This window comes from Burkholderia metallica (genome assembly GCF_902832845.1).
In the GTDB taxonomy this organism is placed as follows: Bacteria; Pseudomonadota; Gammaproteobacteria; order Burkholderiales; family Burkholderiaceae; genus Burkholderia; species Burkholderia metallica.
Window position 1 is genome coordinate 78,769 of sequence record NZ_CADFDB010000010.1, and the last position, 20,830, is coordinate 99,598.

Genomic DNA, 20,830 nt, shown 5'->3' on the forward strand with positions numbered 1-20,830 from the left:
TTGAACAGGAAATCTGCATTCCTCTGTATCGCGCCGCTGTCCGCCGCCGCGATGCTCGCCGGTTGCGGCGGCGACGATTCCGTGAATTCCGCGCCGACGCACCTGAGCGCCGCGACACCGGCCGCGATGGCGCAGACGTGCGACGCGCTTGCCGCGAAGCTCGCGTATGCGAACACGTCGTTCACGTCGGTGACGACCGCGGCCGCCGGCGCGCTCACGGTGGCCGGCAAACCGATCGCCGAGCATTGCGTGATCGACGGGAAGATGAACGAGCGCGTGAGCGCGGTGGACGGCAAGACCTACGCGATCGGCTTCGAAATGCGCTTGCCGAAAGCGTGGAACGGCCGCTTCTTCTACCAGGCGAACGGCGGGCTCGACGGCAACGTCGTGACCGCGACCGGCGAGATCGGCGGCGGCGGGCCGCTGACCGATGCGCTGAACCAGGGCTTCGCGGTGATCAGCTCGGATTCGGGGCACAGCGCCGCGCAGAACCCGCTGTTCGGCCTCGATCCGCAGGCTCGGATCGACTACGGCTACGGCGCGGTCGACGCGCTCACGCCGATGGCCAAGCAGGTGATCCGGCTCGCGTACGGCAAGGCGCCCGACCGCAGCTATTTCGGCGGCTGCTCGAACGGCGGCCGTCACGCGATGGTCACGGCGGTGCGCAACCCGGCCGACTACGACGGGATCATCGCGGGCGATCCGGGCTTTCATCTGCCGAAGGCGGCGGTCGGCGAGATGTACGGCGCGCAGCAGTTCGCGAAGATCGCGTCGGCGACCGGATCGAACGGGCTGCCGGATATCCGCAGCGGCTTCACCGATGCGGAGCGGCAGTTCGTCGGCGCGAAGATCCTCGAGAAATGCGATGCGCTCGACGGCGCGGCCGACGGGATGGTGCAGGACGTCGCAGCGTGCCAGGCGCACTTCAGCGTCGATGCCGACATCCCGACCTGCGCGAACGGCGCGCGCACGGGCGCGTGCCTGACGCCAGCGCAGAAGAGCGCACTGGAAAACGTGTTCACGGGCGCACGCAACAGCGCGGGCACGGCGCTCTACGCGGGCTTTCCGTACGATCCGGGCATCGCCGGCAGCGGCTGGGCCGCGTGGAAGCAGTCGAATTCGATCACGCTCGATCCGGTCGCGATGGCGTTCACGTTCATGTCGCCGCCGAAAACCGCGGCGGTGCTCGCGAACGTGCCCGGCTTCGCGCTCGGTTTCGACATGGACAACGATGCGCCGGCCATTTTCGCGACGAGCGGCGTGTACACGCAATCCGCGTGGTCGTTCATGACGCCGCCCGACGAGACGAACCTGTCCGCGCTGAAGTCGCGCGGCGCGAAGCTGCTCGTCTATCACGGCACGGGCGACCCGGTGTTCTCGTTCGACGACACGCGCGACTGGTATGCGCGGGTCGCGCAGGCGAACGGCGGCGATGCGTCGGATTTCGCGCGCTTCTATCCGGTACCGGGGATGAACCACTGCGCGGGCGGGCCGGCGGCCGACCAGTTCGACCTGCTGACGCCGCTCGTCGCGTGGGTCGAGCAGGGGCAGGCGCCGGGGGCGGTGGTGGCCGCCGCGCGCGATGCGACGAATGCGGTGCCGAATGCGGACGTGCCCGCGTCGTGGGGCGCCGGGCGTACGCGGCCGCTGTGCCCGTATCCGCAGGTGGCCCGCTACAACGGCTCCGGCGACGTGAATTCGGCGGCGAGCTTCAGTTGCCGCTGACGTAGCCGTCGATGGGAGGCGGCCGGCGTGCGTCCTGCATGCCGGCTGCCCCATGTGTGCAACCGCTCACTTACTCGCCCGGTTCGACCGGCACCTCGAGCCCGACCTTCACGCGGCTCATGCTCACCAGCGTCTTGAACCGCTTCACGTTGTTGTTCGCGAAGAACAGCTCGCGCGTGAGCGCGTTGTACTGATCCATGTTGCGCACGGCGAGGATCAGCACGAAATCCCATTCCCCCGTCACGTAGTAGCACTGCTGGATCTGCGGGCAGCGCTCGAAGCTGCGCTTCATCGCGTCGAGCTGGTCGATCTGCTCGCTTTCGACCTCGACGTTGACGACGATCGTCAGCGGATGGTCGACCTTGTCCGGCGCGATGACGGCCGTGTAACGCTCGATCACGCCTTCGTCCGCGAGACGCTTCAGGCGCCGGTTCACGGCCGCGGTCGACAGGTTGACGCGCGCGCCGAGTTCGCTTTGCGGCGTCTGCGCGTCGCGCTGGATGGCCATCAGCAGCTTGCGATCGTACGCATCGAGAGGGATCGTCATGATGGTGCGTGAAGCCTGGAAAGAATGAGAAATTTTTGCGTCTGAGCGGCCGATTTGGCGATTTTGTTGACCGGCGTGCGCAATATTATTTCTCAACCGACGGCGAGCGCAACTCGCGCATGCCCGATCCCCATCCACCCGACGGCCCCTGGGCCGTCCCGATCCGGAGCTTTCCGCGTGCTGATTGCCAACCCGCGTGCGTCGCGCACCGCCTACCCGAACGCGCTGCGCCGCGTCATGAACATCGCGTCCGCCGAAGAAAGCGGCGCATGGCTGTCGCACTGGCCGCTCGTCGGCCACGCGCGCACGCCGCTGCGCGCGCTGCCCGATCTCGCCGCACGGCTCGGCGTCGCGAGCGTGAGCGTAAAGGACGAGTCGTGCCGCTCGCCGCTCGGCAGCTTCAAGGCGCTCGGCGCGCCGATCGCGCTGGTGCGGCTCGTGAAGCGGTTGCGCCGCACACAGGATCTCGATCCGCAAGGGCTCGTCACCGGCCGCTACGCGGCGGAGCTGGCCGACCTGACGGTGATCAGCGCGACCGACGGCAACCACGGCCGCGCACTGGCGGCCGCCGCGCGGGCGATCGGCTGCGGGTGCGTAATCGTGCTGCACGCGAACGTCGACGCCGAGCGCGAACGCGCGATCTCGGCGTACGGCGCGCGGATCGTGCGCATCGCGGGCAATTACGACGAGTCGGTCGTCTGCGCGGCGCAGCTTGCGCAGGCGAACGGCTGGTACGTCGTGTCGGATACGTCGTACGACGGCTACGAAGCGATTCCGCGCGACGTGATGCAGGGTTACGGCGTGATCGCTGCCGAAGCGGTCGCGCAGGCGGCGCGGGACGACGGGCGGCCGTTCACGCACGTGCTGCTGCAGGGCGGGGTGGGCGGCCTCGCCGCGGGCGTCGCGAGCCATCTGTGGGAGCGCGACGGCGTGCAGCGGCCGCGCTTCATCGTCGTCGAGCCGCGCCAGGCCGATTGCCTGTACCAGAGCGCACTGGCGGGGCGCGCGACGAAGGCGAGCGGCAGCGTCGATTCGGTGATGGCCGGGCTGGCGTGCGGCGAGGCGTCGCCGCTCGCGTGGGATTTCCTCGAGATGTGCGTCGACGACTTCATGCTGATCGACGACGCAGACGCGGTGCGCGCGATGCGCGGCCTCGCGGCCGGCAGCGAACGCGACGTGCCGATTGTCGCCGGCGAATCGGGCGCGGCCGGCATCGCGGGGCTCGATGTGCTGATGCGCGATCCGGCGCTGGCGCGACAGGTCGGGCTCGATGCGCATGCGCGCGTGCTGGCGATCAACACCGAAGGGGCGACGGCGCCGTCCGTCTACCGCGACTGCGTTGGCGAAACGGCCGACGCGGTGCTCGCACGGCAGTGCGCATGGCTGGACCGCGTGGCGGTCGCGGCCTGAACGACATGATGATCGACGAGGCGAACGCAATGGACGCAATGGACGCAACCGAAGAAAGCACGCTGCAGGGGCAACTTAAGGCCTGGCGTCGCCATCTGCACCAGTATCCGGAGACGGGTTTCGAAGAGGTGAACACGTCGGACTACGTCGCGCACATCCTGACGACGCTCGGGCTCGACGTGCATCGCGGGATCGGCGGCACGGGGCTCGTCGCGAACCTGACGGCCGGCACCGGCAAGCGCGCAATCGGCATCCGCGCGGACATGGATGCGCTGAACATCGCCGAGCACGCGCCGGGCCGCGAACACGCGTCGCGCACGCCCGGCAAGATGCATGCGTGCGGGCACGACGGCCACATGTCGATGGTGCTCGGCGCCGCGCGGCTGCTGGCCGAGCGCAAGGATTTCGACGGCACGGTGCGCTTCATTTTCCAGCCGGCGGAAGAGCATGGTCGCGGCGCGAAGGCGATGATGGCCGACGGGTTGTTCGAGCGCTTTCCGGTGGACGCGATCTTCGGCGCGCACAACATGCCGGGCATGCTCGCGGGGACGTTCACGACGCGCGCGGGCGGCATCATGGCGAGCGAGGACAACTTCGTGATCCGAATCGATGGACGCGGCACGCATGCGGCACGTCCGCACATGGGCATCGATCCGATCGTGATCGGCGCGCAGGTCGTGCTCGCGCTGCAGACGATCGTGTCGCGCAATCTCGATCCGGGCCAGCAGGCGGTGATCTCGTGCACGGAGTTCATCACCGACGGGTTGCGCAACGTGCTGCCGTCGACCGTGACGATCAAGGGCGACACGCGCAGCTATTCGCGCGACGTGCAGGCGCTGCTGGCCACGCGGATGCGCGAGATCAGCGAAGGGATCTGCCGCGCGCACGGCGCGAGCTGCGCGTTCGAGTACACGCACGAGTTCGCGCCGACGGTGAATTCGCCGGAATGGGTCGACACGGCCGTGCAGGCGGCCGCGCAGGTCGCGGGCGCGGACGCGGTGAACGCCGACGTGCAGCCGATGATGATCTCGGAGGATTTCGGCGCGTTCCTGCAGGCGGTGCCCGGCAATTTCATGTTCATCGGCAACGGTGAAGCGGCCGGCCGCGGCGGCGTGCCGCTCCACAACGCGGGCTACGATTTCAACGACGAGATCCTGCAGGTCGGCGCGCGGTATTTCGCGGAAGTGGCGCGGCGGGCGTTGAAGGCGGCGTAGCGCGGCGCCGCACGATACGCATGTGACGGGAAACGGCTCGCCGTGCGGCGGGCCGTTTCATCGTCAGGCGGCACGCGCGATGCCAAAGGTCGCGCATCGCGCCGCGAAGGTCACCGCATCACATCAGCTCGCCGAGACACGCGCCGAACTGCGCGACGAGCCGGTCGACATCGTCGGCCGTCGTCTGCGGGCACACGAGCATCATGTTGTGGAACGGCGTGATGAGCACGCCGCGATTCAGCAGGTACAGGTGCACGACGTGTTCGAGTTCGCTGTCGAGCTGCGCGCCGGCGAGCGTTCCGTTGCGCGGCGGCACCGGCGCGAACTGAAATTCGGTGCGCGCGCCGATGCGCGTCACGCACCACGGCAGCCGGTGTTGCGCGATCGCCTGTTCGAGCCCCGACGCCAGCCGCGCGGCGAGTTCGAACATGTGCGCATAGGCCGCGTCGGTCGCGACTTCGGCGAGCGTCGCGCGCATCGCATGCATCGCGAGCATGTTCGCGGTGAGCGTCGTGCCGATCCCCGAATGGCCGGGCGGCGCGTTCAGCTTCGCCTGCTTCGCGCGTTCCGCGAATTCGGCGCTGAACCCGTACACCGCGCACGGCACGCCGCCCGCGATCGGCTTGCCGACCACCAGCATGTCCGGTTCGAGACCGTGCGCGACTGCATAGCCGCCCGGGCCGCTGCTGATCGTGTGCGTCTCGTCGATCACGAGCAGCGTGCCGTAGCGGCGCGTCAGTTCGCGCGCGGCGTCCCAGAAGCCCGGATCGGGCAGCACCATCCCGATGTTCGTCATCGCGGGCTCGGCGAGCACGCACGCGACGTCGCCGGCTTGCAGCGCCGCTTCGAGCGCGGGCAGGTCGTTGAATTCGACGACGCGCGTATTCGCGAGCAGGTCGTACGACTGCCCGAGCAGGCTGTCGCGCTGCACCGGGCGACCGTCGACGAGATCGACGAACACGTCGTCGACCGTGCCGTGATAGCAGCCGTTGAACACGACGATCGTGTTGCGGCCGGTGGCCGCGCGCGCCCAGCGCAGCACGAAGCGGTTCGCGTCGCTCGCGCTCAGCGCGAACTGCCAGACCGGCAGCCTGAAGCGGCGTGCGAGTTCGCGCGACACCCACGCGGCATCTTCGCTCGGCAGCATCGTCGTGTAGCCGCGCGTGGCCTGTTCGACGAGCGCACGCGCGACGGGCTCGGGCGCATGGCCGAACATCGCGCCGGTGTCGCCGAGGCAGAAGTCCACGTAGCGGTGGCCGTCGACGTCGGTGAACGTCGCGCCGCGCGCTTCCTTCACGACCAGCGAGAACGGCGTCGACCAGTCCTGCATCCAGTGCAACGGCACGCCGAACAGCAAGTGCTCGGACGCTTCCGCGGACAGCGCGCGGGAGACCGGCATGGCTTCGATGAATGCGTGGCGCTCGCGATCGAACAGCGCGCGGGCGCGGGTGAGGTCGACTCCGTGACGGGAAGGCAAAGGCAGCTCCTGGGCTGTGAAGGTACGGAAACGATAGCGCGGGCGCCGGGGGGATGAACAGGGGGCGGAATTACGGAGGCAGGTTGACGGTGGCGCGGCCGCTTGGCGCGAGGCCGAGGCGTCGGTATTTTTTCTAAAAGTTTCTGCGCATAAACCGGCGAGGGTGGGCCACGCCGGTTTTATTGCATGGAAAGTTGGTGGGCGCTCACATCCATGGCGTCGGATCCGGTGCGGACGAAGCGGGCCCGGGGGCACGCCCGGCTGCGTGTCACGATGCCCGTTCGCCGCCGTCTCGCGTTACGCCAGCGTCTTGACCATGTGGTGCTCGTCGTAGAAGCGGCCGTTGACGAACATCGAGCACGGTTCCGTGCCGAACCGCACGAACCCCTGCGACGCATACAGCCGCTCCGCGGTGGCGTTGACCTCGTTCACGCACAGCATCAGCTGCTTGCAGCCCCACGCCTGCGCCGCGTGCGCGGTCGCGTTTTCCAGCAGCGTTTGCGCGATGCCCTGCCCGCGATACGCGGGATCGACGAACACGCCCCAGATCGTCGCCTTGTGCGCGATCTTCACGCGCGCATCGCGGCGCACGCCGGTGATGCCGACGAGCGTATCGCCGTCGAACGCGCCGAACACCGCGCGCTCGTGGTTCGGCGTGATGCGCGTCGCGAATTCGTCGACGGGCACCTGCGATTCTTCTTCGAGCGTCGGCAGGAAAGAGGTGGGTGCGGTGTCGACCGCACGCAGGCGAACGGTCTGGAAGCGGGCGGCGTCGGCCGCATCGAGCAGGCGGGTCGTGATCGTCATCGGGGGCGTTCAGGTTGGAGGTCGTGCATGCCGGCGCGGGCCGTTGCGGCCGCGGGATGCATCGTCCTTATCGTAATAGGAATCCGGATGTCGCGTGGCGTCGTGTGGCGCGGGCACGGGCGGCCTTTCAGATCGCGTCGCGCGGGCACCGCGCATCGCCGTCGACGTAGCGGCGTTCGCGGCGTCTGCAGATGGCTGCGGGGTCGACGCGCGTCGGGCTCGGTGTCGAGCGCATGTGACGCCGATGCGTTGTGACGCGGTTATCGGGGCGGGCGGTGGAGGGGGGGCCGTGCGAGGGAGCGCCGGAGGCGGCGCGTCATGTGCGCCGGGCCGGCACGCCGGATGAAGATGACATGAAGCAGGCGCGCGGTCGCGTCGAACCCGTGCTCGACGTCAAGCGGCGCGCAACGATGCGCCCGATCAGGTCAGGCGCACCGCATCGAACTCAATACCGCGACAGCTGATTGCCGTTGATCTGCACGCGATCGCCCGGCCGCAGGTTGCCCGGCGACTGCACGTCGAACGAGCGCATTGTGCCGTCGCTGACCTGCACGTCGATCCGGTAGCTGCTCGGGCCTTGCGCGGCGCCCATCTGCTGACCGATCTGGTTGCCGGCCACCGCGCCGCCGAGCGCGCCGATCACGGTCGCCGCGTCGCGGCCGTGGCCGCGGCCGAACTGGTTGCCCACCAGGCCGCCGACCAGCGCGCCGACGACGGTGCCGGCCACGCCCGACGGGCCGACCGAGCCGTTGACCGGCTGGATGTTCGAGACCGTGCCGTACTGCGTGCCGTAGCCGTTGCCGTACTGGTTGCCGTATTGCTGCTGATTCCCGTACTGGTCATACGGCTGCTGCGAGCCGTACGGCTGCGGGTTGCCGTACTGGTCGTACGGCGGCTGCGTCTGGTTCGGATACGGCTGTTGCTGCTGCACGTAGCCCGGTTGCGAATACGCGGGCTGCGCGTAGCCGGGCGTCGCGTATTGCTGCTGCGGATAACCCGGCTGCGCGCCGTAGTAACCCGGCGCGACGCAGGCGGTCAGCGGCAGCGCCGCGACGGCGACGAGCGAGGCGAACAGAACGGTCTTCGTGGAAGGCATGCGCATCATGGTGTTTCCTGCATCGGCAACGGGTTCGCCGACGAATGCCGGGACGGGTGGCGAACTCGGCGTGAGTATAAGGAATGGCCGCAAGCGCGTCCGGTGCGGCCGGGTAACAACGTGTAAAGTCTGTTGCCGCGTAAATCGCCGTCCGGCGGGGCGTGGAAGCGGCGCTCGGCGAAGGTGCGAGACGGCCTTTGGGCGTGCCCGTTGCGGTGATCCCGATGCCGTTTGGCCATCCGCTTTTCCGCGGCCTTCATCGCGATCCAGCCCCGTCGTCATGCCGCGCATCGCGAAATCGAATGCGCGGCATCGCGACATTTAATTGGCCTCGGGCAGCGGCGTCCGATATCGTGGCCGCAGTCCCTTCCAACGGTCGCGCCGTGCCGGCCGCGGTGCCTTCCTCTGTCCGCGCCGGCGTCGCGCAGCGACCGCCCCCATTCCGAGCCATGACCGAACGTATCTTCATCAATGCCGTCGACGCCGGCGGCCAGCCAATCAACCTCGTCGTTCGCGACGGCCGCTTTGCCGCGATCGGCGCTGATTGCACCGCTACGCCCGGCGCGGAAACGATCGACCTCGACGGCCGCGTCGTGCTGCCCGGCTTCGTCGACGGTCACATCCACCTCGACAAGAGCTTCGTCGGCGATCGCTGGGTGCCGCACGAACCGGTCGGCACGCTGCGCGAGCGGCTCGCGGTCGAGAAGCGCCAGCTCGCGGCCGCGCCGCCGATCGTCGAGCGCGCGAATGCGCTGATCGCGCAGGCCGCCGCGTTCGGCACGGTCGCGATGCGCAGCCACGTCGACGTCGATGCGACGACCGGCCTGTCGAACCTGCAGGCCGTGATGGCCGCGCGCGAGCAATGGCGCGGGATCGTCGATATCGAACTCGTCGCGTTCCCGCAGGCGGGCGTCGTGTCGTGCCCCGGCACCGCCGAAGTCCTCGATGCGGCCGTGCGCGAAGGCGCGGATGTGGTGGGCGGGATCGACCCGACGACGCTCGACGGCGATGCGCACGGCCAGCTCGACATCGTGTTCGGCATCGCGGAAAAGCGCGGCGCGAAGATCGACATCCACCTGCACGAGCCGGGCGAAACGGGCATCGCGCAGTTGCTGCGGATCGCGGCGCGCACGCGCGCGGCCGGGCTCGGCGGCCGCGTGAACGTGAGCCATGCGTACGCGCTCGGCCAGGTCGGCGAGGCCGACGTGCAGCGCACCGCGGCGGCACTGGCCGAAGCCGGCGTGTCGATCCTGACGAATGCGCCGGGCGACTGCGCGTTTCCGCCGGTGCAGGCGCTGCGCGACGCGGGCGTGCACGTGTTCGCGGGCAACGACAACATCCGCGACGCGTGGTGGCCGTACGGCAACGGCGACATGCTGCAACGCGCGATGATGGTCGGCTACCGGTCGGGCTTCTACACCGACGAAGCGCTCGGTATCGCGCTGGACATGGCGACGTATGCCGGTGCGCGCGTAATCGGCAAGGACAACTATGGAATCGCGGTCGGCTGCGACGCGACGTTCGTCGCGGTGCGTGCGCCGAATGCGGCGGCGGCCGTCGCGGGCGTGCCGGCCGAGCGCTGGGTGTTCCGCTGCGGCGAAAGCGATACGGGCGCGCCGTTCGCGCCCGCGCTGCGCTTCACGCGCTGACCGCGCCGGGGCGCGGCACCTGCGCCGCGCCTCTTCGACCGGACCGCACCAATTGCACTAGCCGCACTGACCGACCCCACCGGAACCGACATGACGAACCTGCTGATCCGCAACGTCCGCCCGAGCGCCGACGCCGCGCTCGACATCCTGATCGAAGGCGATCGCATCGCGCGCATCGGCCCGTCGCTCGATGCGCCTGCCGGCTGCGCGATCGAGGACGGCGCGCTCGCGCTCGCGCTGCCCGGTCTCGTCGAAGGCCATACGCACCTCGACAAGACGCACTGGGGCATGCCGTGGTATCGCAACCAGGTCGGGCCGCGCCTCGTCGACCGGATCGAGAACGAACGCCACTATCGCGCGACGAGCGGGCACGACGCCGGCGTCGCGTCGCTCGCGCTGGCGCGCGCTTTCCTCGCGGCCGGCACCACACGCATCCGCACGCACGTCGACATCGATACCGAAGCCGGGCTGCGGCATCTGCACGGCGTGCTCGCGACGCGCGAGACGCTGCGCGGGCAGGTCGAGATCCAGATCGTCGCGTTTCCGCAGTCGGGCATGCTCAAGCGCCCCGGCACGGATGCGCTGCTGTCCGACGCGCTGGCTGCCGGCGCCGATCTGCTCGGCGGGCTCGACCCGTGCGCGATCGAAGGCGATCCGGTCGAGGCGGTGGACGTGCTGTTCGCGATCGCCGCGCGCCACGGCCGTGGGCTCGACCTGCATCTGCACGAGCGCGGCTCGATGGGCGCGTACTCGCTCGACCTGATCCTGCAGCGTACGGCCACGCACGCGATGCAGGGCAAGGTGACGATCAGCCACGGCTTCTGTCTCGGCGATATCGCCGAACGCGAGCGCGATGCGCTGCTCGCGCGGATGGCCGAGCTCGGCGTCGGGCTCGTCACGACCGCGCCGGCCGCGGTGCCGGTGCCGTCGGTGGCCGCATGCCGCGCGGCGGGCGTGACGGTCATCGGCGGCAACGACGGCGTGCGCGACACGTGGACGCCGTACGGGTCGCCCGACATGCTCGAACGCGCGATGCTGATCGGCATGCGCAACGATTTCCGCCGCGACGATGCGCTCGAAGTCGCGCTCGACTGCGTGACGCACGGCGCGGCGCGCGGGTGCGGCTTCGACGGCTACGGGCTGCAGCCCGGTTGCCGCGCGGACGTCGTACTCGTCGATGCGTTGACATTCGCCGAGGCCGTCGTCGCGCGGCCGGTGCGGCGGCTCGTCGTGTCGTCCGGAAAGATCGTCGCGCGCAACGGTGCGCTGGTCTGAGTGAAGCCGCGAGTGCGGCCCGAGCGCCGTGCCGCGCCGGTATGATCCGGTTTTAAGCCGGACTTCCCGGGAGACGACGATGCGACGCACGACAGCGGCACGGGCCGCACGATGGATGGCGGCGGCCCTGTTCGCCGTGAGCGCCGCGCAGGCGGTGGCGGCCGGGCCGACGGGCGCGCGGCAGGAAGCGAACCGGCGCACGGTGCTCGCGTTCTACGAAAAAGGGTTGAACGACAAGGATGCTGACGCCGCGCTCGCGTATGTCGGCGACCGCTACGTGCAGCACAACCCGAACGCGGCCGACGGCCGCGACGGCTTCCGCAAGTTCGTCGCGTTCCTGCGCGACAAATATCCGCAGTCGCACAGCGAGATCAAACGCGCGTTCGTCGACGGCGACTACGTGATCCTGCACGTGCACGCGGTGCGCGAACCCGGCACGCGCGGCAGCGCGATCATCGACATCTTCAAGCTCGAGAACGGCAAGATCGTCGAGCACTGGGACGTCAATCAGCCGGTGCCCGAGCAGGCCGCGAACGCAAACACGATGTTCTGACGGGGTCGGGCGCGCGAGCGCGTCGCGGCGGCCTTCGCGTTGCCGCTGCCGGCCTGCTTACCGCTCCTCGTGCTCGAGCATCGTCGCGAGCACCTTCGTCAGTTCGCTGACCATCGGGTCGGCCGTCGGACGGTGCAGTATCGCGATGTCCATGTGCTCGATCGGCGCGAAACCCTGCTTCGCGGTCAGCACGACGTGCTCGTCCGTCACCACGCGCGCCGGCAGCACGCTGATGCCGAGCCCGTCCGCGACCGCGGCCTGGATGCCGCTCAGGCTCGACGTCGTGAAGCTGATCCGCCAGCGGCGGCCGCGCTCCTCGATCGCCTTGATCATGTCGTCGCGATAGAGCCCGCGCGGCGGGAAGACGACGATCGGCACCGGGTCGAGATCGATCGACGGATGCTTCGCGCTGTCGATCCAGCGCAGCTGCTCGGGCCAGCGCACCACGGCCTCACGGCTGTCGCGCCGCTGCTTGATCAGCACGAGGTCGAGTTCGCCGCGGTCGTACGCGGCGCTGATGTCGCGGCTCAGCCCGCACGTCACTTCGAGCTTCACCTGCGGATGCGCGCGCTTGAATGCCGCGAGCGCATGCGTCGTACGGCCCGCCGCGAAATCGTCGGGCACGCCGAGCCGGATCGTCAGCGCGACCGTCGCTCCCGACAGCGCTTCGAGCATCTCGTCGTTTAGCGCGATCATGCGCCGCGCATAGCTGAGCACCGTCACGCCCGCGTCGGTCGGCCGCACGTCGCGCGTGCCGCGGTCGAGCAGGCGGTGCCCGGCGATTTCCTCGAGCCGGCGCACCTTCTGGCTGACCGTCGACTGCGTCGAATGCAGGCGCGCCGACGCGGTCGTGAAGCTGCCGCAATCGGCGACCATCACGAGCGCGCGCAGCAGGTCGAGGTCGAACAGGGGTCTATTCATTTCTGCACTTCTGTGGATTCGCGCATTTCATTTCCAAATGCGTGCGACGACTTTTAACATGGCCGGACACGGCGGGCAATCGCGGTTTCGACGGACCTGGTGCGGCGGCGCGGGGGCGCCTGACGCACATCTTCAGATGAATTTTCGTCCTCGGAGAATGCCATCGTGGCGTGCGCTGGACGAGACCGTGCCGGGACGACCGGTATAGACACCGTAATCTCACCTCTCTCCGGAAAAGCACGCGCCGTTGCGGGTATGCATCGCGCAGGGTAAACACCCTAAGAATGCGAGGAAATCCCCGCCAGACGGTCACGTTGCAGGCGCTACTGCACTCTCCTTTCCCGATTCGAACCTGCATTCCGCCCCACCCTCCGTTTCCCCGCTTGCGCTCGAAAATTGAGCGGTCTAGACTGCATCGCAGTTTCATCGAAGTCCCTGTCTTTCGCGCCCCGCGCCTGCCGCTCCGGCGCAATCGCACCCACCGGACGCCGGCGCCTGCCCGCCGCGCGTCGAGACTTTCAAGGACCCGTCATGAACCGCTCTGCAACGCTTTTCGTCACCGCGCTGGCGTTCGCGCCGCTCGTATCGTTCGCGCAGGACACGTCGACGATCCGCTGGGGCATCGATCCCACCTATCCGCCGTTCGAGGCGAAGCAGCCCGACGGCTCGCTCGCCGGCTTCGACATCGACCTGCGCAACGCGATCTGCGAGCACCTGCGCGCGAAATGCGTGTGGGTCGAGCAGGGCTTCGACGGGATGATCCCGGCGCTGCGCGCGCGCAAGTTCGACGTGATCATGTCCGCGATGACGGCCACCGACGAACGGCTCAAGCAGATCGATTTCTCGAACAAGCTGTATGCGTCGCCGGGCGCGCTCGTCGCGCCGGTCGGCTCGAAGCTGCTGCCCACCGCCGCGTCGCTCGCGGGCAAGCGCATCGGGATCGACCAGGGCACGACGCAGGAGGCGTACGCGAAGGCCGAATGGGCGACCAAGGGCGTGACGATCGTCTCGTACCAGAACCAGGACCAGGTGTATCAGGATCTCGTCAACGGCCGCCTCGACGCGACCTTCCAGGACAAGACGCAGGCCGGCTACTCGTTCCTGAAGACGCCGCGCGGCAAGGGCTACGCGTTCGCGGGCCCCGACGTGACCGACGTGCGGATCACGGGCTACGGCGTCGCGATGGGCGTGCGCAAGGGCGATGCCGACATGAAGAAGCGGCTGAACGACGCGATCGCCGCGATCCGCGCGAACGGCACGTATCAGAAGATCGCCGCGAAATACTTCGATTTCGATATCTACGGCGCGAAGCAGCAACTGACTTCGGCACCGTGACTCCGTCACGCATTCAATCGACAGGCACACCATGACGAGTATCCAGGATCGCGTCGCGCAAGCCGTGACGCCCGAACTGATCGCCGCGTTCCGAGACGAAGGCGCGGTCTGCATCAAGGGCATTTTTTCGCCCGACGAAGTCGCCGCGCTGCGCGCCGGCATCGATGCGAACCTCGCGCAGCCGAGCGTGCGCGCGAAAGTCGCGAGCCGGCCCGACGATCCGGGCTGGTTCTTCGAGGACTTCTGCAACTGGCAGCACAACGACGCATATCGCGACTTCATCGTGCGCTCGCCGGCGCCGTCGGTGGCCGCCGCGCTGATGGGCACCGAAAGCGTGCGGCTGCATCACGACCACCTGCTCGTGAAGGAGCCCGGCACGCGGCAGCGCACGCCGTGGCATCAGGACCAGCCGTACTACAACATCGAAGGCGACGACAACGTCAGCATGTGGATTCCGGTCGATCCGGTGCCGCTCGAATCGACGCTGGAATTCGTCGCGGGCTCGCATCGCGGGCCGTGGCTGATGCCGCGCACGTTCATGGACAAGGAAGCGAAGTGGTTCCCGGAAGGCAGCCTCGCGGACCTGCCCGACATCGAGGCCGACCGCGCGGCGTTTCCGATCCGCCGCTGGGCGCTCGAACCCGGCGACATGGTGTGCTTCCGGATGCTGACGCTGCACGCGTCGGGCGGCACGCAGAACCGCCGCCGCGCGTTCTCGATCCGCTTCGTCGGCGACGACATCCGTCACGCGCCGCGCCGCTGGAAGACGTCGCCCGAGTTCCCCGGGCTCGCCGAGCAACTGCCCGACGGCGCGCCGCTCGATCATCCGCTGTTTCCGGTCGTGTGGTCGCGCGGCGCGGGGCAGGCCGGCGCGATCTGAGCAGGGTCGATACATAACACGGCGGCCGTTTCATCGCGAAACGGCCGCCGTGCTCGTTGGTACGGACGATGAAGGCTCAGGTGGGATGGCGCCCGGCGCCCGGCTTGAAGCGCGAGCCGAGCCGGTAGCGGTTGCCCGGATGCAGGAAATGCACGAACGTGACGGGCAACCCGTTCGTCCAGGTGCGACGCGTGAGCGTGAGACACGGCTCGTCGGCGCGCATGTCGAGCAGCCGCGCCTGTTCGCCGGTCGGCAGCGACGCATCGACCACGTGCTCGATCTCCAGTTCGTAGTGCGACACGTTGTTGTACAGGTACTCCGACGGCGGCTCGGTCTGGAAATCCTGGTCGATGAAGCCGGGCGCGGCGGCCGGGTTCACGTAGCGATCCTCGAGCTGGATCGGGCGGCCGTTTTCCTCGTGCACGCACACCACGTGAAAGATCGGTGTGTTGACCGGCAGGCCGAACGCGGCCGCGACGTCGAACGACGCGGGCTCGCTTGCCCGGCTCAGCACGCGGCAGCGATATTCGTGCCCGCGCGCGCGGATTTCGTCGCGGATGTGCGCGATCATCAGCAGGTTCGACTGCGGCTTCTCCTCGGCGACGAAGGTGCCGACGCCCGCGATGCGCTTGAGCACGCCTTCCTCGGTCAGCTCGCGCAGCGCGCGGTTGACCGTCATGCGCGCGACGCCGAACTGCGCGGCGAGATCGAGCTCGGACGGAATGCGGTCCCCGGGGCGCCAGGCGCCGGATTCGACGTTCCGGCGAACGAGCGTCTTGATCTGCTGGAACGGTGCGGTGGCCTTCGTGACCATCGGGGAATCCTTGCGCGAAGAGGTGACGATGCTAGTCGTCGTGACTGACGACGACCAGGATCTCCGCCTGCGCGGTGCCGAGGCTGCGCGTGCGGTGCGGGATGAGTGCGTTGAAATAGACCGAATCGCCCGCCTTGAGTTGCACGGTCTCGTTCGGAAATTCGATCTCGACGCGCCCCTTGTGCACGAACAGGAATTCCTCGCCTTCGTGCTCGCGGAACGTCGATGCGACGAATTCGTGCGGCGGATGCACGACGAACGGCAGCATCTTCTTCGGCGCGACGCCGGCCGCGATGCTTTCGAAGCGGTGCGCGCGGCTGTCGGCCGCCGCGCCCATCGCCGTGCGTTCGCCGGCGCGCGTGACCGTGATCAGCTCGCGGTTGTGACTTTCGGAGAACAGTTGCTCGACATCGACGTTCAACGCCTTCGACAGCTTCAGCGCGACCGCGATCGACGGCACGCTCAGGCCGCGCTCGACTTTCGACAGGTAGCTCTTGGTGAGACCCGTCTCGTCGGCCAGCACGTCGAGCGTCCAGCCCTTCTGTTTTCTGAGCAGCTTCAGGCGAATCGTCATGGGGCGCCAGGTGTCCTTCGAAAAACCGATTGTAACGCATGACACAACGTGTCCTATGGTGTATCGTGTGTCGCGTGGTGCCGGGAAAACAGCTGCGGACGGCGCGGCAGGCCGGCGCCATTCGGGAGGCGAACATGGCGGAAACGCTGAAGTTGACGAAGGAAGCGCTGGTCGCGCTGGCGGAGCGGCGGCTTGAAAACGAAGTGGGCGACAGCGGCTGGTCCGCGCGGCAGAAGCTCGCGCTCACGTGCCGGATCCTGTTCGACGCCGGCCACGATTCCGGGCTCGCCGGGCAGATCACGTGCCGCGGGGGCGACGCCGGCACCTACTACACGCAGCGGCTCGGGCTCGGGTTCGACGAAATCTCCGCCGCGAACCTGCTGCGCGTGAACGAGGATCTCGACGTCGTCGACGGCGACGGCATTCCGAATCCGGCCAACCGGTTCCATACGTGGATCTACCGCGAGCGCCCGGACGTGAACTGCATCATCCATACGCATCCGGCGCACGTCGCGGCGCTGTCGATGCTCGAGCAGCCGCTCGTCGTGTCGCACATGGATACCTGTCCGCTGTACGACGACTGCGCGTTCCTGAAGGACTGGCCCGGCGTGCCGGTCGGCAACGAGGAGGGCGAGATCATCTCGAAGGCGCTCGGCAGCAAGCGCGCGATCCTGCTGGCGCATCACGGCCAGCTCGTGGTCGGCAAGACGATCGAGGAAGCCTGTCTGCTCGCGCTGCTGATCGAGCGGGCCGCGAAGCTGCAATTGCTCGCGATGTCGGCCGGCGAGATCCGGCCGGTGCCGCCGACGCTGGCGCGCGAAGCGCACGACTGGATCTCGAAGCCGAAGCGCGATGCGGTGACGTTCGACTACTACGCGCGCCGTGCATTGCGCACGCATCGGGATTGCGTCGCGTGAGCGGCCGATTCGTTGCCGAGCCATGTATTCATCATTGAGGAATCCCTATCGTGTCCATCCTGCTGAAAGGCATCATTGCCTACCCCGTTACGCCGTTTTCCGTCGACGGTAGCGTCGACCTGAAAACGCTCGATGCGCTGATCGAGCGCCTGCTTGCCGACGGCGTCCATGCGATCGCGCCGCTGGGCAGTACCGGCGAGAGCGCGTACCTGTCCGACGCCGAATGGGAGGCGGTCGCCGCCGCGTCGATTCGCGCGGTGCGCCGGCGCGTGCCGACCGTCGTCGGCATTTCCGATCTCACCACGGCGGGCGCGGTGCGCCGCGCCCGCTTCGCCGAACAGGCCGGCGCCGATGCGGTGATGGTGCTGCCGGTGTCGTACTGGAAGCTCGGCAACGACGAAATCGTTGCGCACTATCGCGCGATCGGCGACGCCATCGGCATCCCGATCATGCTGTACAACAACCCGGCGACGAGCGGCGTCGACATGTCGCCTGAGCTGATCGCCGCGATCTGCCGGAGCGTCGACAACGTGACGATGGTGAAGGAGAGCACCGGCGACATCGGCCGGATGCACCGGCTCGCGCAGTTGAGCGACGGCGCGATCCCGTTCTACAACGGCAGCAACCCGATGGCGCTCGCCGCGCTCGCGGCAGGCGCCACCGGATGGTGCACGGCCGCGCCGAACCTGAACGCGGCGTTGCCGCTTGCGCTGTTCGACGCGATGCGTGCGGGCGACCTCGCGCGTGCGAGGTCGGTCTTTCATGCGCAACTGCCGCTGCTGCAGTTCATCGTCAGCGGCGGGCTGCCGGTGACCGTGAAGGCCGGGCTGCGTTTGCGCGGCTTCGATGCCGGCGAACCGAGGAAGCCGCTGATGCCGCTCGGCGACGCGCGCACGCGTGAACTCGAACGCCTGCTCGCGGCGCTGCCCGACGGTGTGACGACATGAGCGATCCGGCACGCGCGGCAATCTCGGCCGTCATCGGCGCGGTGCGGGTCGGCAAGTGCAGGCCGCTGGCCGGCACGCCGCACGCGAGCGCGATCGACAAGCAGCCGGTCGGCGCGCGTCTGTGGCTGGGCACGCACGGCTTGGCCGGCGACGAGCAGGCCGATGCGCGGCATCACGGCGGCCCCGACAAGGCGGTCCACCACTATGCGCACGATCACTATGCGTGGTGGGCCGCGCAGATCGGCGCGCGCGACGTGCTCACGCAACCGGGCGCGTTCGGCGAGAACCTGTCGACGCACGGGATGACCGAAGACGACGTATGTCTCGGCGACGTGTTCACGCTGGGTGGCGCGGTGCTTCAGGTGTCGCAGTCGCGGCAGCCGTGCTGGAAGCTGAATGCGCGTTTCGAGCATCCGCGGATGGCCGCGCTCGTGCAGCAAAGCGGCCGGACCGGCTGGTATTACCGCGTGCTGCAGGAGGGGTGGGTCGCGCCGGGCGACGTGCTGGCGCTGCACGAGCGTTGCTGTCCGCAATGGCCGCTGTCGACCGTGCTCGACGTGCTGTACCGGCGCACGCTCGACATGGCCGCGCTCGATGCGCTGTGCGACCTGCCGGTCCTGCCGCCCGGGTGGCGCAAGATGCTCGACAAGCGCCGCATGGAGCGGCAGGTCGAAGACTGGACGAAGCGGCTCGACGGGCGTTGACGGGTGGCGTGGCCACGCGGCCGGGCGACTCAGTGGCCCGGCAACTCCCGCACGTCGGCGGTCGGCACCGAGCCGAACGCGTCGCTCAGCGCATAGCCGATCAGGTGTCGCGCGGCGGCTTCGGGCGTCGCGAGCGCGCCGCTCGACTTCAACTGGTCGAATTTCTCGCGCATCGGGAAGTTGTCTTCGCTGGTCGAGCGGATCGTCGCCTGCATGCCGGTGTCGACGACGCCCGGCGCGACGCTGCAGATCCGCAGCGCGCCGTTCGCATCGAGCGCGACCGCGCGCGCATGGTGATCGAGCGCGGCCTTGGTCGCGCAGTACACGCTCCAGCCCGAATACGCGTTGCGCGCCGCGCCGCTCGACACGTGCAGGATCCGGCATTCGGTCGTGGCCGATGCTGACTGCACGAGCGCGGCCGACAGCATCAGCGGCGCCGCGACGTTCACGCCGACCGCGCGCGCGACGATCGACGGATCCTGCGCGGCGAGGGGGCCGATCGGGTCGACGATACCCGCGTTGTTGAACAGCAGCACGATCGACGCGCCGTCGACGAAGCGGCGCAGCGTATCGCCGGCCAGCCAGGCCGCGACGGCCGGCGGGTCCGACAGGTCGAGTTCGATTTCGGCGAAGCGGTCACCGGCCTGCGACGCGAGCGACGGGTGACGGCTGCGCGACACGCCGAGCACGGCGACGCCTTCCAGCAGCAGTTGTTCGGCGAGCGACGCGCCGAGGCCGCGCGTGTGTCCGGTGACGATGGCGCGCACGTGCGGTGCGGAAGAGGATGCGGTCATGGCGGTGAACGGGTCGAAAGGGTGAACGGATGAGCGGTGTCGACGCGCGGTGCGCCTGCGTGGCGGCATCGCGTGCGGAATGGGCGATGCGTGGTGCGGTGTGAGGGCGGTCGCGCGGCGCCGCGGACGTCGGGGTAACGGATATCGTAGCGCCCGCCTGCGCGTCGCGCAAACGCCGCCATGCGTAAGGTGCCGGCAGTCGCGGCGTGGCGGCACGCATTGCCGTGCGGCACGGACCTGCCGATACCTTGGACGAAAGCCGGCTGCGGCCAATACGCGCGTCGGCGCGACAGGCAGCGCCGGGCCGCGTGACGCAAGCTATCATATGGCTCGCCCGTGCGCGATGCCGCGCGGGCCGCGACCGTTTCCCTTCACCTGCTGCACGCTGCGACGCCACTCATGACCACCACGCCGGATACGCCCACGCCTCGCGCCCTTCGCGAACTCACGCCCCTCGAGGCCCGCATTCTCGGCGTGCTCGTCGAGAAACAGCACACGGTGCCGGACACCTATCCGCTGTCGCTGAATGCGCTGACCGCGGGCTGCAACCAGAAAACCGCGCGTTCGCCGGTGATGAACGTCAGCGAGGATGAAGTCACGACCGCGCTCGACGGGTTGAAGCACCTGAGCCTCGTGATGGAAGGCAGCAGCAGCCGCGTGCCGCGTTTCGAGCACAACATGAACCGCGTGCTCGGCATCCCGAGCCAGGCGATCGCGCTGCTGACGATCCTGCTGCTGCGCGGCCCGCAGACGGCGGCCGAGCTGCGCCTGAACAGCGCGCGCCTGCACGGTTTCGCGGATATCTCGTCGGTCGAGGCATTCCTCGACGAACTCGCGGCGCGCGCGCAGCCGCTCGTCGTCCGGTTGCCGCGTGCGCCGGGGGCGCGCGAGAACCGCTGGATGCACCTGATGTGCGGCGAAGTGAACATGGCCGACTTCGCGAGCGCCGATGCCGGCGGCGCGGATTCCGTGCCGCCTTCCGAATTCGAAGCGCTGAAGGCCGAACAAAAGCGTCTCGCCGATGAAGTGGCGCGGCTGAATGCGCTGGTTCTGCGGATGGCCGGCGAGCTGGGCATCGACGTCGACGCGCCAGGCGACGCGTCCTGACATAAGCGGCTGCGGTGCGTGTGCATTGTCCGGCCCCGCCACCACGCGGGCTGGCCGGCGCGCGATGCGGATACCGCACGCACC

The 20,830-nt window shown here is 68.7% G+C and carries 20 protein-coding genes; 12 read left to right on the forward strand and 8 right to left on the reverse strand.

What is annotated here, in order from left to right; all coding sequences use genetic code 11:
- The gene (locus tag HWX08_RS25335) at positions 1-1,725 is read left to right on the forward strand and encodes a tannase/feruloyl esterase family alpha/beta hydrolase (protein WP_174921002.1); all 1,725 of its coding nucleotides are present in this window, start codon (positions 1-3) and stop codon (positions 1,723-1,725) included.
- Positions 1,726-1,795: 70 nt separating this feature from the next.
- Here HWX08_RS25335 and HWX08_RS25340 read toward each other — a convergent pair whose 3' ends face one another.
- Complete coding sequence (locus tag HWX08_RS25340) at positions 1,796-2,272, reverse strand: Lrp/AsnC family transcriptional regulator (RefSeq protein ID WP_174921001.1); 477 nt, start codon at positions 2,270-2,272, stop codon at positions 1,796-1,798.
- Positions 2,273-2,449: 177 nt separating this feature from the next.
- Between HWX08_RS25340 and HWX08_RS25345 the strand changes: the two genes are divergently transcribed.
- Both HWX08_RS25345 and HWX08_RS25350 read left to right on the forward strand, forming a co-directional pair.
- Positions 2,450-3,682, forward strand: coding sequence for a diaminopropionate ammonia-lyase (locus HWX08_RS25345; protein ID WP_174921000.1), 1,233 nt, complete (start codon positions 2,450-2,452; stop codon positions 3,680-3,682).
- Between the two features lie 29 nt (positions 3,683-3,711).
- Entirely contained in the window at positions 3,712-4,896 is a 1,185-nt protein-coding gene (locus HWX08_RS25350) for a M20 aminoacylase family protein (protein ID WP_174921027.1), read from the forward strand.
- 118 nt (positions 4,897-5,014) lie between these two features.
- Here the strand turns inward: HWX08_RS25350 and HWX08_RS25355 are convergent, their stop codons facing one another.
- From HWX08_RS25355 to HWX08_RS25365, 3 genes are all read right to left on the reverse strand, one after another.
- Positions 5,015-6,373, reverse strand: coding sequence for an aspartate aminotransferase family protein (locus HWX08_RS25355; RefSeq protein WP_174920999.1), 1,359 nt, complete (start codon positions 6,371-6,373; stop codon positions 5,015-5,017).
- Between the two features lie 297 nt (positions 6,374-6,670).
- Positions 6,671-7,180, reverse strand: coding sequence for a GNAT family N-acetyltransferase (locus tag HWX08_RS25360; RefSeq protein ID WP_174920998.1), 510 nt, complete (start codon positions 7,178-7,180; stop codon positions 6,671-6,673).
- A gap of 445 nt (positions 7,181-7,625) precedes the next feature.
- The gene (locus tag HWX08_RS25365; RefSeq protein ID WP_174920997.1) at positions 7,626-8,285 is read right to left on the reverse strand and encodes an outer membrane lipoprotein; all 660 of its coding nucleotides are present in this window, start codon (positions 8,283-8,285) and stop codon (positions 7,626-7,628) included.
- A gap of 440 nt (positions 8,286-8,725) precedes the next feature.
- Here HWX08_RS25365 and HWX08_RS25370 point away from each other — a divergent pair, with 440 nt between their 5' ends.
- From HWX08_RS25370 to HWX08_RS25380, 3 genes are all read left to right on the forward strand, one after another.
- The gene (locus tag HWX08_RS25370; protein ID WP_174920996.1) at positions 8,726-9,925 is read left to right on the forward strand and encodes an amidohydrolase family protein; all 1,200 of its coding nucleotides are present in this window, start codon (positions 8,726-8,728) and stop codon (positions 9,923-9,925) included.
- Positions 9,926-10,015: 90 nt separating this feature from the next.
- Positions 10,016-11,200: an amidohydrolase family protein gene (locus HWX08_RS25375; RefSeq protein ID WP_174920995.1), complete on the forward strand. Its 1,185-nt coding sequence runs from the start codon at positions 10,016-10,018 to the stop codon at positions 11,198-11,200.
- A 79-nt stretch (positions 11,201-11,279) separates the two neighbouring features.
- Entirely contained in the window at positions 11,280-11,753 is a 474-nt protein-coding gene (locus HWX08_RS25380) for a nuclear transport factor 2 family protein (RefSeq protein WP_174920994.1), read from the forward strand.
- Positions 11,754-11,810: 57 nt separating this feature from the next.
- On the opposite strand, the gene HWX08_RS25385 is transcribed toward HWX08_RS25380, so the two are convergent.
- The gene (locus HWX08_RS25385; protein ID WP_174920993.1) at positions 11,811-12,674 is read right to left on the reverse strand and encodes a LysR family transcriptional regulator; all 864 of its coding nucleotides are present in this window, start codon (positions 12,672-12,674) and stop codon (positions 11,811-11,813) included.
- Positions 12,675-13,205: 531 nt separating this feature from the next.
- Between HWX08_RS25385 and HWX08_RS25390 the strand changes: the two genes are divergently transcribed.
- Positions 13,206-14,009 carry an ABC transporter substrate-binding protein gene (locus HWX08_RS25390; protein WP_174920992.1) on the forward strand — a complete coding sequence of 268 codons (804 nt, stop codon included), beginning with the start codon at positions 13,206-13,208 and terminating at the stop codon, positions 14,007-14,009.
- Positions 14,010-14,040: 31 nt separating this feature from the next.
- Positions 14,041-14,889 (forward strand): phytanoyl-CoA dioxygenase family protein, encoded by an 849-nt coding sequence (locus HWX08_RS25395; protein WP_069260987.1) that lies wholly within the window; start codon positions 14,041-14,043, stop codon positions 14,887-14,889.
- 76 nt (positions 14,890-14,965) lie between these two features.
- Here HWX08_RS25395 and hutC read toward each other — a convergent pair whose 3' ends face one another.
- Together hutC and HWX08_RS25405 are read right to left on the reverse strand one after the other, a co-directional pair.
- A complete protein-coding gene (gene hutC, locus HWX08_RS25400) occupies positions 14,966-15,703 on the reverse strand; it encodes a histidine utilization repressor (RefSeq protein WP_174920991.1) in 738 nt (245 codons plus the stop codon).
- Between the two features lie 31 nt (positions 15,704-15,734).
- The gene (locus HWX08_RS25405; RefSeq protein ID WP_069260985.1) at positions 15,735-16,277 is read right to left on the reverse strand and encodes a helix-turn-helix domain-containing protein; all 543 of its coding nucleotides are present in this window, start codon (positions 16,275-16,277) and stop codon (positions 15,735-15,737) included.
- 134 nt (positions 16,278-16,411) lie between these two features.
- Between HWX08_RS25405 and HWX08_RS25410 the strand changes: the two genes are divergently transcribed.
- From HWX08_RS25410 to HWX08_RS25420, 3 genes are read left to right on the forward strand one after another with little or no spacing between them, the layout of a single operon-like run.
- Positions 16,412-17,194: an aldolase gene (locus HWX08_RS25410; protein ID WP_174920990.1), complete on the forward strand. Its 783-nt coding sequence runs from the start codon at positions 16,412-16,414 to the stop codon at positions 17,192-17,194.
- 50 nt (positions 17,195-17,244) lie between these two features.
- Positions 17,245-18,141: a dihydrodipicolinate synthase family protein gene (locus tag HWX08_RS25415; protein WP_174920989.1), complete on the forward strand. Its 897-nt coding sequence runs from the start codon at positions 17,245-17,247 to the stop codon at positions 18,139-18,141.
- A complete protein-coding gene (locus HWX08_RS25420; protein WP_174920988.1) occupies positions 18,138-18,845 on the forward strand; it encodes an MOSC domain-containing protein in 708 nt (235 codons plus the stop codon). Before HWX08_RS25415 ends, HWX08_RS25420 begins: the two co-directional genes overlap by 4 nt.
- A 29-nt stretch (positions 18,846-18,874) precedes the next feature.
- Here HWX08_RS25420 and HWX08_RS25425 read toward each other — a convergent pair whose 3' ends face one another.
- Positions 18,875-19,639: an SDR family oxidoreductase gene (locus HWX08_RS25425; RefSeq protein ID WP_174920987.1), complete on the reverse strand. Its 765-nt coding sequence runs from the start codon at positions 19,637-19,639 to the stop codon at positions 18,875-18,877.
- A gap of 399 nt (positions 19,640-20,038) precedes the next feature.
- Here HWX08_RS25425 and HWX08_RS25430 point away from each other — a divergent pair, with 399 nt between their 5' ends.
- Positions 20,039-20,746 (forward strand): YceH family protein, encoded by a 708-nt coding sequence (locus tag HWX08_RS25430; RefSeq protein ID WP_174920986.1) that lies wholly within the window; start codon positions 20,039-20,041, stop codon positions 20,744-20,746.
- Positions 20,747-20,830: the final 84 nt, after the last annotated feature.

What these genes read in the sequence shown, in the direction of transcription:
- HWX08_RS25390 (WP_174920992.1), top strand. Translation starts at nt 13,206, where the DNA reads ATGAACCGCTCTGCAACGCTTTTCGTCACCGCGCTGGCGTTCGCGCCG.
- HWX08_RS25370 (WP_174920996.1), top strand. Translation starts at nt 8,726, where the DNA reads ATGACCGAACGTATCTTCATCAATGCCGTCGACGCCGGCGGCCAGCCA.
- HWX08_RS25340 (WP_174921001.1), bottom strand. Translation starts at nt 2,272, where the DNA reads ATGACGATCCCTCTCGATGCGTACGATCGCAAGCTGCTGATGGCCATC.
- HWX08_RS25420 (WP_174920988.1), top strand. Translation starts at nt 18,138, where the DNA reads ATGAGCGATCCGGCACGCGCGGCAATCTCGGCCGTCATCGGCGCGGTG.
- HWX08_RS25375 (WP_174920995.1), top strand. Translation starts at nt 10,016, where the DNA reads ATGACGAACCTGCTGATCCGCAACGTCCGCCCGAGCGCCGACGCCGCG.
- HWX08_RS25350 (WP_174921027.1), top strand. Translation starts at nt 3,712, where the DNA reads ATGGACGCAATGGACGCAACCGAAGAAAGCACGCTGCAGGGGCAACTT.
- HWX08_RS25365 (WP_174920997.1), bottom strand. Translation starts at nt 8,285, where the DNA reads ATGATGCGCATGCCTTCCACGAAGACCGTTCTGTTCGCCTCGCTCGTC.
- HWX08_RS25405 (WP_069260985.1), bottom strand. Translation starts at nt 16,277, where the DNA reads ATGACGATTCGCCTGAAGCTGCTCAGAAAACAGAAGGGCTGGACGCTC.
- HWX08_RS25410 (WP_174920990.1), top strand. Translation starts at nt 16,412, where the DNA reads ATGGCGGAAACGCTGAAGTTGACGAAGGAAGCGCTGGTCGCGCTGGCG.
- hutC (WP_174920991.1), bottom strand. Translation starts at nt 15,703, where the DNA reads ATGGTCACGAAGGCCACCGCACCGTTCCAGCAGATCAAGACGCTCGTT.
- HWX08_RS25380 (WP_174920994.1), top strand. Translation starts at nt 11,280, where the DNA reads ATGCGACGCACGACAGCGGCACGGGCCGCACGATGGATGGCGGCGGCC.
- HWX08_RS25430 (WP_174920986.1), top strand. Translation starts at nt 20,039, where the DNA reads ATGACCACCACGCCGGATACGCCCACGCCTCGCGCCCTTCGCGAACTC.
- HWX08_RS25360 (WP_174920998.1), bottom strand. Translation starts at nt 7,180, where the DNA reads ATGACGATCACGACCCGCCTGCTCGATGCGGCCGACGCCGCCCGCTTC.
- HWX08_RS25385 (WP_174920993.1), bottom strand. Translation starts at nt 12,674, where the DNA reads ATGAATAGACCCCTGTTCGACCTCGACCTGCTGCGCGCGCTCGTGATG.
- HWX08_RS25425 (WP_174920987.1), bottom strand. Translation starts at nt 19,639, where the DNA reads ATGACCGCATCCTCTTCCGCACCGCACGTGCGCGCCATCGTCACCGGA.
- HWX08_RS25395 (WP_069260987.1), top strand. Translation starts at nt 14,041, where the DNA reads ATGACGAGTATCCAGGATCGCGTCGCGCAAGCCGTGACGCCCGAACTG.